Source organism: Roseomonas sp. KE0001, from assembly GCF_016107285.1.
Lineage (GTDB): Bacteria > Pseudomonadota > Alphaproteobacteria > Acetobacterales > Acetobacteraceae > Pseudoroseomonas.
The window spans coordinates 120,011-131,785 of record NZ_RCVQ01000004.1; the positions used below are offsets into that span (position 1 = coordinate 120,011).

Here is an 11,775-nt window from a genome sequence, read left to right on the forward strand (position 1 = left end):
CCATGGACGTCTGGAGCGGACTGGCCTTCGGCTTCGGCAACGCGCTGACGCTGACCAATCTCGGCTGGGCGCTGCTCGGCTGCTTCCTCGGCACCGCGATCGGCGTGCTGCCGGGCATCGGCCCGGCGCTGACCATCGCCCTGCTGCTGCCGATCACCTTCCAGGTCTCGGCCACCGGCGCCTTCATCCTGTTCTGCGGCGTGTTCTACGGCGCCATGTACGGCGGCTCGACCACCTCGATCCTGCTCAACACGCCGGGCGAGAGCGGCTCCATCATCACCGCGCTGGAAGGCGCCAAGATGGCGCGGAACGGCCGTGCCGGGCCGGCGCTGGTCACCGCCGCCATCGGCAGCTTCGTCGCCGGCACCATCGGCACGCTGGGCATCTCCTTCCTCGGCCCGATCGTCGTCGAGCTGGCCCTGCAGCTCGGCCCGGCCGAGTACTTCGCGCTGATGATCCTCTGCTTCGTCACCGTCTCGGCGGTGCTGGGCGGCTCGGCGCTGCGCGGCCTGGCCTCGCTCGGCCTCGGCCTGACCATCGGGCTGATCGGCATCGACCTGCAGACCGGCCAGCCGCGCCTGACTTTCGGCATCCCCGAGCTTCTGGACGGCGTCGATGTCGTGCTGGTCGCGGTCGCGCTCTTCGCGGTGGGCGAGACGCTCTACCTCGCCTGGCGCCATGTCGAGGGCCGGCAGGAGGTGCGCGAGGTCGGGCGGCTGATGATGTCGAAGGAGGACTGGAAGCGCAGCATCGGCCCCTGGCTGCGCGGTGCCGGCCTCGGCTTTCCCTTCGGCGTGATGCCGACCGGCGGCAGCGAGATGCCGACCATGCTGAGCTACTACGCCGAGAGGAAGCTGGTGAAGCCCGAGCACCGGCACGAGTTCGGCACCACGGGCGCCATCGAGGGCGTGGCCGGGCCGGAGGCCGCCAACAACGCCGCCGCCGCCGGCATCCTGGTGCCGATGCTCACCCTCGGCCTGCCGACCTCGGCCACGGCGGCGATCATGCTCTCCGCCTTCCAGTCCTACGGCATCCAGCCGGGGCCCATGCTCTTCACCACGCAGGGCGAGCTGGTCTGGACGCTGATCGCCTCGCTCTACATCGCCAACATCATGCTCGTGGTGCTGAACCTGCCGCTGGTCGGGCTCTGGGCCCGCATCCTGAAGATCCCGACGCCGCAGCTCTACGCCGGCATCCTGGTCTTCGCCACCATCGGCACCTATGGCATCAGCAACAGCGTGGTCGACCTGATGCTGCTCTACGGCATCGGCATCATCGCCATGTTCATGCGGCGCTTCGACTTTCCCACAGCGCCGGTGGTGATCGGCATGATCCTGGGGCCCATGGCCGAGCAGGCGATGCGCCAGGCGCTGACCATCAGCCAGGGCGACTGGACCACCTTCCTGACCCGTCCGGTCTCGCTCTGCATCCTGATCCTGGCGCTGATCGGGCTGGTCGGGCCGAAGCTCTGGGCACTGGCGGCGCGGCGGCGCGCGGCCTGAGGGTCGGGCGCGGCTTGCCAGGCTAGGGCCTGGCCGTTCTCATGGAGCTGGCCGGACATGGCGGCACGGACCGCGCCGGCCCAAAGGATGATCCAGGAGGATGACGATGCCCAGACCCGCCCGCCGCATGGCCCTGGCCCTGCTGCCGCTCGCGACCCTGCTCCTGACGGCCTGTCAGGCGCCCGCTCCCGTGACCGACGCCACCGCGGCGGCGGCGCCCGACGACCGGGCCGCCATCGCCGCCCGTGTCGAACTGCACCCCTACGCCTCCCGCACGATGAGCGACGCCGACTTCCTGCGCGGCGCCGCGCGGGCCGGCACGCCCGTCACGGTGGCGGGCGAGTTCCGCATCGCCCAGGGGGAGAGCCAGGGGGAGAGCCAGGGGGAAGGGCGGCGGCCGGTCGCGGTGCTGATGCACGGCTCGGGCGGCATCGGGCCGAATATCGAGATGTGGTCGCGGCTGCTGAACGCCCAGGGCGTCTCGACCTTCGCGATCGATGGCTTCACCGGGCGCGGCCTGGTCAGCACCAGCGCCGACCAGGCGAGGCTCGGCCGGCTGAACCTGATCCTCGACATCTATGGCGCGCTCGACATCCTGGCCAGACACCCACGCGTCGATCCCGAGCGCATCATCCTGATCGGCTTCTCGCGCGGCGGGCAGGCCGCCTTCTACGCGGCGATGGAGCGCTTCCACCGCCTGTGGAACCACAGCGGCGCGCAGTTCGCCGCCTACATCCCCTTCTACCCGGATTGCGCCACGCGCTACATCGACGACACGAAGCTGGTGGCGCGGCCGGTGCGGCTGATCCATGGCGAGGCGGACGACTACAACCCGCTCCGCAGCTGCGCCGCCCAGGTGAAGCGGCTGCGCGCGGCCGGCGCGGATGTCACCATCACCAGCTATCCCGGCGCGCATCACGGCTTCGACACGCCGCTCTCCGACACGCACAGCCGCGCCGCGCGGTCGCAGTCGGTGCGGGATTGCAGCATCGAGGAGCGCCGGCCGGGCGTGCTGATCAACACCGCGACCGGGCGGCCCTTCGCCTATACCGACGACTGCGTGGTGCTCGGCCCGCATGTCGGCGGTCATCCCGAGGCCCGCGCGGCGGCGCAGCGGGACGTGCCGGCGATCGTCCGGGAGGCCGTCGGGCGATAGAGCAGATCCCGATCCGGTGGCATCACTGGATCGGGTGAAGATGCTCGCAAGAACAAATGGCCGGAGCGTTTGCCGTGAGCCCGTGCGAACGGAAGATGCTCCAGGGCGGCGCGGGAGGGGGCCCGCCCCCTCCCGGCGGCGGCTCAGCCCGCCAGCTCCCGCTCCACCAGGCGGGCGAAGTAGCCGGCGCCGATCGGCAGCAGGTTGTCGTTGAAGTCATAGGCCGGGTGGTGCACCGAGGTGGCGCCCTTCGCGCCCTCCGCCTGACCGACGAAGAGGAAGGCGCCTGGCCGCTTCTCCAGCATGAAGGAGAAGTCCTCGCCGCCCATCACCGGCGGCGCCTCGCGCAGCAGGTTCCGCGCGCCCACCACCTCGGCCGCCGCCGCGGCCGCGCGCTCGGTCTGCTCGGCATGGTTCGCGGTCGGCGGGTAGCGGCGGTTGTAGCGCAGCTCGGCCACGGCGCCGTGCGCCGCGGCGGTGCCGGTGGCGATCTCGCCGATCAGCCGCTCGGCCATGTCGCGCATCTCCGGCGTCAGCGTGCGCACCGTGCCGCGGATCTCGGCCTCGTCGGGGATCACGTTGTCGGCGCTGCCGGCGTGGAACTGCGTGACCGAGACGACGACGCTGGCCAGCGGATCGGCGCGGCGGCTGGCGATGGCCTGCAGCCCGCCGACGATCTGCGCGCCGATCAGCACCGGGTCGATGGCGAGATGCGGCATGGCGCCATGCCCGCCGCGGCCGCGGACGGTCAGGCCGAAGGAATCCGAGGCCGCCATGACCACGCCGGCGACGGCGCGGACCTGGCCGAGCGGCATGGTCGGGTCGTTGTGGATGCCGTAGACCGCATCGCAGGGGAAGCGGTCGAACAGCCCGTCCTCGATCATGGCGCGGGCGCCGGCCAGCCCCTCCTCGGCGGGCTGGAAGATGAAGTGCACCGTGCCGGCGAAGTTGCGCGTCTCGGCCAGGTACTTGGCGGCGCCGAGCAGCATGGCGGTGTGGCCGTCATGGCCGCAGGCGTGCATGGCGCCGGGGTTGGTGCTGCGGTGGGCGAAGTCGTTGATCTCCGGCATGGGCAGCGCGTCCATGTCGGCGCGCAGCCCGATGCTGCCGCCCCCCGCCTGGCGGCCCTTCAGCACGCCGACGAGGCCGGTCTGGCCGAGGCCGCGATGCACCTCGATCCCCCACCCCTCCAGCAGTCGGGCGACGGCCTCGCTGGTGCGCGTCTCCTGGAAGCCGAGTTCGGGATGGGCGTGGAAGTCGTGCCGCCAAGCGGTCATCTCGGGCACGAAGTCAGCGATACGGTTCGGGATCGGCATGGCAGGAGGGTCCCCGGTCAGGTCGGGCTGAAGGTCATGGGATCGACGGCGCGCAGGACATAGTCGTCGGCCTGCGGGGCGTAGTCGTGCCAGAGGCTGGCGAGGACGCCGATCGGATCGGCATCGCGGTCCACGCGCAGGTCGGCGTAGGGGAAGCTCTCGCGCCCGACGATCAGCAGCGCGGCGGAGAGCAGCGGGCGGCCCTCGCCACCCGCCGCCTCGCCGGCCCGGAGCGCCGCCACCAGCCGGTCGCCCAGCGGCGATTCGGGCGAGGCCAGGAAGGCCGCGACCATGGCGGCGGGCACCCCCTCATCGGCCAGGATATTGCCGATGGCGACGCAATCCGGGCCATGCGCGGCGCCGCGGGCGGGCTTCACCCGGGCGCCGTCGCGGTGGGCGGTGCGGCCGGCGGCGTCGATCACGGCGATCTGCCGCCAGCCGAAATCCGGCGTGCTGGCCTCCAGCGCGGCGGCCGTCTGCCCGGCATCGCAGCCGCTGCGCAGCAGGTCGAGGCCGCGCGGGCCGAGGCGGGGGTCGGTGCGATGCTGGGTCAGTACGCCGCCGAGCCCCGGCGCCAGGAAAGGCACACGGGCGCCGATGGCAAGGCCCGAGGTGGTGGCGACGGCGCCGAACTGGCCGCTGCGGGCGCAGCGACCGAGAAGCGAGAAGGTCATGGGCGGCATTCTTGGGGCGGCCCCCCGGCTTGTCCATCCACGCGCAAGCGATGGCGTCCCAGGCGGCGTCCCGATGGGCTTTCCGATGGCGGGGCGATGCAACCCAGGCTAGAATCACGCCATCGTGAAGATGACTCATCGCCTGTGCCTGGCGGGGCTCCTGCTGGCCGCCGCCGCCGCCCCGGCCAGGGTCGGGCCAGTCCGGGCCGAGGAGGTGCCGCCCAGCGGCGGCGACTGGGGCGGGGTGGGGCTGATCGAGACCCGCAACGCGCGGATGCGCGACGATGGCACCGTCGAACTGGGCGGCGCGCTGCGTCACCAGCGCCGCTTCTGGTTCGTCAATTTCCAGGCGCTGCCCTTCCTGGAGACCACCTTCCGGGTCAGCGAGCGGCTGAACGCCACCACCGGCCAGGGCATGACCACCGACCGCTCCTTCGACCTGAAGCTGCGGTTGGTCGAGGAGAGCGAATGGCTACCGGCCGTCGCGGTCGGCCTGCAGGACTTCATCGGCACCGGCCTCTACGCCGGCGAATACCTCGTCGCCTCGAAGCGGTGGCACGGGCTGGACCTGACCGCCGGGCTGGGTTGGGGGCGGCTCGGCACGGGCGGCGAATGGAACAGTCCGCTGGCCTCGCTGAGCGGCCATTTCCGGGACCGGCCGCGCGATGTCGGGCGCGGCGGCACGGTGCAGCGCAACTGGTTCCGCGGCGAGGAGATGGCGCCCTTCCTCGGCCTCGAATGGTCGGTGCCGCCGTTGCCGACGCCCTGGGGCCCGGTGGCGGGGCTGCGTGCCAAGGCCGAATGGAACGGCGACGCCCTGCGCGACGAGCGCGGCGGCTGGCCGGCGCGGCGGGTGGATTCGCGGGGGGAGGCGGCCTCCCGCGTCAACCTCGGCCTGCAATGGTCGAACGGCTGGATGGATGCCGGGCTGCACTGGGTGCACGGCACGGACCTGCTCTTCCGCCTGTCGCTGCGGATGAACCCGGCCGACCCTCCGCGCCTGCCGCCGCCGCCCATGCCGCCGCTGCCGGCGCGGGGCGCCGCCCTCGGCGCGGCGCCCGCCGGCGAGGCGGAGGTCGCGGCCGCGGTCTTCGCCGGGCTGGATCAGGCCGGGTTCCGCCCGCTCGCCTTCCGCCGGGAGGGGATGCTGGCCGAGATCGCGCTGGAAGGCGGCGATGCCCGCACCCCGGCGCAGATGGCGGCGCTGGCGCTCGGCGCGGTGCAGGCCGCCCTGCCGCCGGAGGTCGCGCTGCTGCGCCTGCGCTGGTGGCAGATGGGCGTCGAGATCGCCGTGCTGGAAGTGCCGCGGGCGGCGCTGGAGGCGGCGCGCGGCCCCGCCGGCAGCCCGGAGGAGGCCTGGCTGGCCAGCCGCCTCCTGCCGCCGGACGCCGCGCTGCCGCCCGGCACCCTGCATCCCGCCGGTCCCTCCCTGGCCAGCCCGGCCCTGGACTGGACCGTCGCGCCGACGCTCGCGCTGCAGCTGGGCGATCCCAGCCGGACGCTGCGCTGGCAGGCCGGCATCGGGGCGGGCGCGCGCCTCTCCCTCGGCGCCGGCTTCGCGCTGGCCGGCGGGGTGCAGCAGGCCCTGCTCGGCAATCTCTCCGGCGGCCTGCCGTCCGACAGCCGCCTGCCGCATGTCCGCAGCGACTACGCGCACTATGCCCGGGAAGGCCAAACGGCGATCACCGCCCTCTATGGCGAGCGGATCTGGAACCTGGCGCCGGATGTCTTCGCCCGCGCCTCGGCAGGCTATCTGGAGCCGATGTTCGGCGGCCTGTCGGGCGAGGTGCTGTGGCGGCCGCAGGAGCACGGCCTCGCCCTCGGCCTCGACCTGAACTGGGTGGCGCAGCGGGCATATGACCAGAAGCTCGGCTTCCTCGGCTACAGCGTCGCCACCGGCCACGCCTCGCTCTATGCCGACCTTCCCTGGTGGAACCTCTATGGCGTGCTGCGCGCCGGCCGCTACCTGGCCGGCGACTGGGGCGGCACGGTGGAGGTGGGGCGCCGCTTCGACAGCGGCATCGAGATCGGCGGCTTCTTCACCCTGACCAACGTCTCCGCCGCGCGCTTCGGCGAGGGCTCCTTCGACAAGGGCCTCTACATCCGCGTACCGCTGGAGCTTTTCGGCCGCCGCAGCCGGGCCGTGGGCGGGGCCGTGATCCGCCCGGTGCAGCGGGACGGCGGCCAGCGCCTGGCGGTGGACAATCCCCTTTGGGAGGTGACGCGGGCGGGGCGGGCGGATGCGCTGCGCCGCGACATCGGCGGCTTCCGCCCCTGAGCGGCGACCCGCTGAGCGGCGACCTGCTTGGCGGCGACCCGCTTGACCGGATGCCCGGCCGACACGATTTGTAGCGGGACCGCGCCCGCCGCCTGCGGGCGCCCCGGAGGATGCTCCCTCGGGGCTGCGATAGGAATCCATCGATGAGCGAACTCACCAAGGCCGTCAGCGACGAGAGCTTCAAGCAGGACGTCCTGGAGGCCTCCGGCCCCGTTCTGGTTGATTTCTGGGCCGAATGGTGCGGCCCCTGCCGCATGGTGGCGCCGATCCTGGACGAGATCGCCCGGGACTACGAAGGCGAGCTGACCATCGCCAAGGTCAATATCGATGAGAACCCCGGCACCCCGAACGAGTACGCGGTGCGCGGCATTCCCACGATGATCCTGTTCAAGGATGGCAAGCCGGTGGACACCAAGGTCGGCGCCCTGCCCAAGAGCGCGCTGAAGGACTGGCTCGCCGGCGCGCTGGGCAAGTAGTGCCTTGACGGCCGCCCGGGGCCTTCGTCGCCGCGGTGCCTTGGTCCTCGCCGGGGCGCTGGCGGCCCTGCTGGCCACCCCGGCCTGCGCCGAGGGTCTGCGCGGTGGCGGCGAGGTGGTGGAGAGCGAGGCCGCGCGCTTCCGCGTCACCACCTTCGCCGCCGGGCTGGAACACCCGTGGGGGGCCGCCTTCCTGCCGGATGGCCGGCTCCTGGTCACCGAGCGGCCGGGCCGGCTGCGGCTGATCGGGCGCGACGGCGCCGTCTCGCCACCGCTCTCCGGCCTGCCGGCGGTGGCGGCCGCCGGGCAGGGCGGGCTGCTGGATGTGCAGGTGGCCCCGGACTTCGCCACAACCCGCGAGATCTATCTCTGCCAGGCGGCGCGGATCCAGGGCGGCAACGTCATGCGCCTGACGCGGGCGCGGCTCGCCGCCGACGGCCGGGCGCTGGACACCGTCCAGCCCCTCCTCGACGCCACGCCGGCGCAGTCCGGCAACGGGCATTACGGCTGCCGCATCGCCTTCGCGCCGGATGGCAAGGTGTTCCTGACCAGCGGCGACCGCCAGTCGGAGCCGGAGCGGGCCCAGCGCCTGGACGACCTCGCCGGCAAGCTGCTGCGGCTGGAGCGCGACGGCCGCCCGGCCGCCGGCAATCCCTTCCAGGGCCGCGCGGGCGTGCGGCCCGAGATCTACGCCTATGGTATCCGCAGCCCGCAGGGCCTGGTCTTCAACCCGGCCACCGGCACGCTGTTCGAGATCGAGATGGGGCCGCGTGGCGGCGATGAGGTCAATATCGTCCGCCCCGGCGCCAATTTCGGCTGGCCCGTGGTCGGCCATGGCCGGGCCTACAGCGGCCTGCCGATCCATGAGGGCAGCTCGCGGCCGGACATGCAGGACCCGCTGGTGCACTGGACGCCCTCCATCAGCCCCTCCGGCGCCGCCTTCTACGAGGGCGCGGCCTTCCCTGGCTGGCGCAGCAACCTCTTCCTGGCGACGCTGAGCAGCGCCGGGCTGATGCGGCTGACGCTGGAGGGCGACCGCATCACCGGGCAGGAGCGCCTGCTCTGGGGCCAGACGCGGCTGCGCCATGTGGTGGCCGGCCCGGATGGCCTGCTCTACCTGCTGACCGATGAATCGCGCGGCCGCGTCCTGCGGCTGGAGCCGGCGCCATGACCGGCCCCGCGACCGGGACGGTGGACCCCTTCGGCCTCGCCCGCTTCCTCGAGGCGCAGGCCCCGGTCATGCCCCAGGTGCTGCGCGAACTGTCCGAGGGGCGCAAGCGCACGCACTGGATGTGGTTCGTCTTTCCGCAGCTGGCCGGCCTCGGGCGCAGCGAGATGGCGCAGCACTACGCCATCGCCTCGCTCGACGAGGCGCGGGCCTATCTGGCGCATCCGGTGCTGGGGCCGCGCCTGCAGGACTGCACCGCCCTGGTGAATGTCGAGCGGGCCCGCACGGCGCACGAGATCTTCGGCAGCCCGGACGACCTGAAGTTCCGCTCCTGCATGACGCTGTTCGACGCGGCGCGGCCGGAGGCGGAGTTCCGCGCCGCGCTGGAGCAGTTCTTCGGCGGCCAGGGCTGCCCGGAGACGCTGCGCCGCCTCGCCGGCTGAGGCGCCGCGTCTCCACGGCGTTCAGGCCCGCGCGGCGCGCGGCCGGCGGCGCCGGGTCAGCAGGAGGTCGGCCCCCAGCATCACCAGCAGCGACAGCCCGACCAGGGGGAAGAGCACGCCCCCCAGGGCCAGCAGCGCCACCACGCCCCGCAGCACCCCGGCCTCCTGCGGCGGGGGCGGCACGCCGAGGCGCCCGGCCGGGCGGCGCTTCCACCACATCACCGCCGCCGCGACGCAGAAGGCTACCGTGGCGAGGCAGACGGCGAGCAGCACGAGCTGGTTGGCCAGCCCCCATTGCTGGCCGAGATGGATGTTGATGCCCCATTCCAGCAGCCGCCCGAGCGGCCCGTAATCGGCGTAGCTCATGTCGAGCAGCGGCTGGCCGGAATACTGGTCGAGGTGGATCACCCTCTGGCGCTCCAGCTCCGCCGGATAGACCGAGCCGGTGAAGACGCCCTGCGGGCCGCCCGGCAGGGCCACCGCGTAGCCCGGCGCCAGGCCCAGCGCGTCGAAACGCGCCACGGCGGCGTCCAGGCCGATCGGCTGGCCCTCGCCGGCCGAGAGCGGCAGGCGCGCCTGTTCCAGGCTCCAGCTGGTCGGGCCGGCATGGGCCAGGTGCTCGTCCGACATCGGCAGCGCCACGCGCAGCCCCGCCGGGTAGCCGAAATTGTGTCCGTTGGCCCATTCATTGGCGTAGCGGCCCCAGACCGACGACCAGGGCATGCCGGTGATCGCCAGGAACAGCAGCACGCCGCCGATGGCGGCACCGGTCACGGCATGCAGGTCGCGCCAGAAGACGCGTTCGCGCGGCCGGCCGCGCAGGGTGACGACGCCGCCGGTTCCGGCGCGCCGCGGCCACCAGAGATAGAAGCCGGTCAGCACCAGCAGGATGGTCCAGCCGGCGGCGACCTCGATCAGCGCATTGGCCAGCGGGCCGGCCACCGCCAGGCTGTGCAGCCGGCGGACGAAGCCCATGGCGGTGCCCTTGTCGGAGAGGCTGCCGAGCACCCGGGCCTCGTGGGGATCGACATAGACGACGGTGCGGGCCCCGTCCGGCGCCTTGATCCCCACCTCGGCGGCGGCATCGGGCGCGGCGGGCGGGATGTAGCGGAAGGCCGTGCCGGGGCTGGCGGCCAGCGCCGCCGCCACCTGCTCGGAGGGCGGGCGGGACGGCGTGGCGCGCGCCTCCACCCGCATGAGATCGGCATGGATCAGCGGGTCGAGCTGGGCGCGGAACAGATAGACCCCGCCCGTCACGGCCAGCAGGATCAGGAAGGGCAGCACCAGCAGGCCGGCATAGAAATGCCAGCGCCAGACGGCGCGGTAGAGGTCGGAGGGCCCGGCGGCGGCGCGCGCGGCCGCGCGGCGCGGGGCGGTGTGCGAAAGGCTCATGGAAGGCCTGGCTCCCAGGGGACGGCGGGGGCGCGCGACAGGCGGCGCCGCCTCGCCGGCCGGATGGCGGAAAGCGGGTTGGGGGCGCGGGGATCAGGCCAGGGCGGGAGGGGCGCGGGCGTATCGCGGCGGCCGCGCGGCAGGCGGAGGCGGGGTGGGGCGGAAGGCGGCGGCGGCCGGCCCGGCGCGCGGCGGCGGCAGGAGATGCGGCGCGCCCGCGGGCAGGGCCGGCAGGGCCAGGCCGGCCTGACAGGCGAGCTGGCAGCAGAGCGCGTGCTGCGGCTCGCCCGCCGGCGCGTCCGGGAGCGGCGCCGTGTCATGCGCCGGGAAGGCGCAGAGCGCGGACATCGGGTCGAAGGCGGCGGGGCCGGCCAGGGTCGCCCTGGCGACGGGCGGGCCCTGCAGCAGGAGCGCGAGCAGCAGCAGGGCGGCGATGAAGTCCCGCCCCGTCTGCCGCCACATCTCCCGCCCGGCCTGTGCCACGCCCACCGTCCTGTCCCGCGTCCCGGAGGCTAGGGCGCGGCGGCGGCGGAAGGCAAGCGGCGCCACCTCCCCGCCGGCTTCTACCCGCCGGCCCGGAAGGTCAGCACCAGCACGTCGCGGTGGCCGGGGCGCGCGGGGTCCAGCGGCACCACCGGCGTCACCCCGTGCCAGACGCGCCGGTCATCGAGCAGCACGCTGTCCATCGGGTCGCGCAGGGCGAAGCTGGCGGCCTCGCCCTCCTGCCCGTCGACGCGGATGCCGGTGACGCCACCCTCGACATTCTCCCGGCCGATCAGCGTCACGAGGACATAGTCGACGCCATCGCGGTGCATGCCCTCGGGAGTGGGCCGGCCGGCCTCCTCGGGGCGGGCCTGGATGCGGAACTGGTGCGCCTCCACCAGCCAGTCGCTGCGCGGGCGCATGACGTCGAAGACGGCGCGGGCGCCGTTCAGCAGGGCGGTCATCGCCGGCCCCTCGCCGACCGCTGCCTCGACCGGCGCGAACCAGCGCTCCCGGCCACCATTCAGCGGATTGAAGTCGAGGCTCTGGAAATGCGGCCGGTGCGGCGCGCGGGTGATGCCGGCATGGCCATGCTCCAGGGTGTAGACCGCATGGCGGCGCAGCCGGTAGCGGCCGCGATCGGCCATGTGCTCGTCCGGCCGGAGATCCTCCCAGGAGGCGGCGAACCGCGCCCAGCCGGGCCCCTGCAGGGCCTCGCCCGAGGCATCGAAGCCGGCCCGGGCCAGGGCCGAGGGCAGCAGGACATAGCCGTCCCGGCGCAGCAGGGGCGCGGGCGTGACCGGCATGGGGGCCCGCGAGGGCGTCTGGGTCTGCATCACGCCGGGAAGCAGACCAGCCCGCCCGGGCGGCGTCCAGACGAGGCCTTG

Annotated in this window: 11 protein-coding genes; 6 read left to right on the forward strand and 5 right to left on the reverse strand. The window is 73.7% G+C overall.

Annotated elements, in window-relative coordinates; all coding sequences use genetic code 11:
• Positions 1–2 precede the first annotated feature (2 nt).
• A complete protein-coding gene (locus tag D9598_RS09850) occupies positions 3–1,502 on the forward strand; it encodes a tripartite tricarboxylate transporter permease (protein ID WP_198366301.1) in 1,500 nt (499 codons plus the stop codon).
• Positions 1,503–1,608: 106 nt separating this feature from the next.
• The gene (locus tag D9598_RS09855; RefSeq protein WP_232477098.1) at positions 1,609–2,658 is read left to right on the forward strand and encodes a dienelactone hydrolase family protein; all 1,050 of its coding nucleotides are present in this window, start codon (positions 1,609–1,611) and stop codon (positions 2,656–2,658) included.
• A gap of 143 nt (positions 2,659–2,801) precedes the next feature.
• Here the strand turns inward: D9598_RS09855 and D9598_RS09860 are convergent, their stop codons facing one another.
• Positions 2,802–3,974, reverse strand: a complete 1,173-nt coding sequence (locus D9598_RS09860) for a M20 aminoacylase family protein (protein ID WP_198366303.1) — start codon at positions 3,972–3,974, stop codon at positions 2,802–2,804.
• Between the two features lie 17 nt (positions 3,975–3,991).
• A complete protein-coding gene (locus tag D9598_RS09865; RefSeq protein WP_198366304.1) occupies positions 3,992–4,648 on the reverse strand; it encodes a DUF1028 domain-containing protein in 657 nt (218 codons plus the stop codon).
• Positions 4,649–4,778: 130 nt separating this feature from the next.
• Between D9598_RS09865 and D9598_RS09870 the strand changes: the two genes are divergently transcribed.
• From D9598_RS09870 to D9598_RS09885, 4 genes are all read left to right on the forward strand, one after another.
• Positions 4,779–6,926 carry a YjbH domain-containing protein gene (locus D9598_RS09870; protein WP_198366581.1) on the forward strand — a complete coding sequence of 716 codons (2,148 nt, stop codon included), beginning with the start codon at positions 4,779–4,781 and terminating at the stop codon, positions 6,924–6,926.
• A 143-nt stretch (positions 6,927–7,069) separates the two neighbouring features.
• Positions 7,070–7,402 carry a thioredoxin TrxA gene (gene trxA, locus D9598_RS09875; RefSeq protein WP_198366305.1) on the forward strand — a complete coding sequence of 111 codons (333 nt, stop codon included), beginning with the start codon at positions 7,070–7,072 and terminating at the stop codon, positions 7,400–7,402.
• Positions 7,403–7,406: 4 nt separating this feature from the next.
• Entirely contained in the window at positions 7,407–8,573 is a 1,167-nt protein-coding gene (locus D9598_RS09880) for a PQQ-dependent sugar dehydrogenase (protein ID WP_232477099.1), read from the forward strand.
• Positions 8,570–9,013: a DUF1810 domain-containing protein gene (locus tag D9598_RS09885; protein ID WP_198366306.1), complete on the forward strand. Its 444-nt coding sequence runs from the start codon at positions 8,570–8,572 to the stop codon at positions 9,011–9,013. The genes D9598_RS09880 and D9598_RS09885 overlap by 4 nt, the downstream gene beginning before the upstream one ends.
• A 21-nt stretch (positions 9,014–9,034) precedes the next feature.
• Here the strand turns inward: D9598_RS09885 and D9598_RS09890 are convergent, their stop codons facing one another.
• From D9598_RS09890 to D9598_RS09900, 3 genes are all read right to left on the reverse strand, one after another.
• Complete coding sequence (locus tag D9598_RS09890; RefSeq protein WP_198366307.1) at positions 9,035–10,405, reverse strand: PepSY domain-containing protein; 1,371 nt, start codon at positions 10,403–10,405, stop codon at positions 9,035–9,037.
• Positions 10,406–10,498: 93 nt separating this feature from the next.
• On the reverse strand, positions 10,499–10,954 hold the full coding sequence (locus D9598_RS09895) for a hypothetical protein (RefSeq protein WP_198366308.1): 456 nt from the start codon (positions 10,952–10,954) through the stop codon (positions 10,499–10,501).
• Between the two features lie 14 nt (positions 10,955–10,968).
• A complete protein-coding gene (locus D9598_RS09900; RefSeq protein ID WP_232477122.1) occupies positions 10,969–11,724 on the reverse strand; it encodes a 2OG-Fe dioxygenase family protein in 756 nt (251 codons plus the stop codon).
• Positions 11,725–11,775 lie beyond the last annotated feature (51 nt).

Coding starts and splice junctions, on each gene's coding strand:
- D9598_RS09865 (WP_198366304.1), bottom strand. CDS start 4,648: ATGACCTTCTCGCTTCTCGGTCGCTGCGCCCGCAGCGGCCAGTTCGGC.
- D9598_RS09850 (WP_198366301.1), top strand. CDS start 3: ATGGACGTCTGGAGCGGACTGGCCTTCGGCTTCGGCAACGCGCTGACG.
- trxA (WP_198366305.1), top strand. CDS start 7,070: ATGAGCGAACTCACCAAGGCCGTCAGCGACGAGAGCTTCAAGCAGGAC.
- D9598_RS09855 (WP_232477098.1), top strand. CDS start 1,609: ATGCCCAGACCCGCCCGCCGCATGGCCCTGGCCCTGCTGCCGCTCGCG.
- D9598_RS09860 (WP_198366303.1), bottom strand. CDS start 3,974: ATGCCGATCCCGAACCGTATCGCTGACTTCGTGCCCGAGATGACCGCT.
- D9598_RS09890 (WP_198366307.1), bottom strand. CDS start 10,405: ATGAGCCTTTCGCACACCGCCCCGCGCCGCGCGGCCGCGCGCGCCGCC.
- D9598_RS09885 (WP_198366306.1), top strand. CDS start 8,570: ATGACCGGCCCCGCGACCGGGACGGTGGACCCCTTCGGCCTCGCCCGC.
- D9598_RS09870 (WP_198366581.1), top strand. CDS start 4,779: ATGACTCATCGCCTGTGCCTGGCGGGGCTCCTGCTGGCCGCCGCCGCC.
- D9598_RS09900 (WP_232477122.1), bottom strand. CDS start 11,724: ATGCAGACCCAGACGCCCTCGCGGGCCCCCATGCCGGTCACGCCCGCG.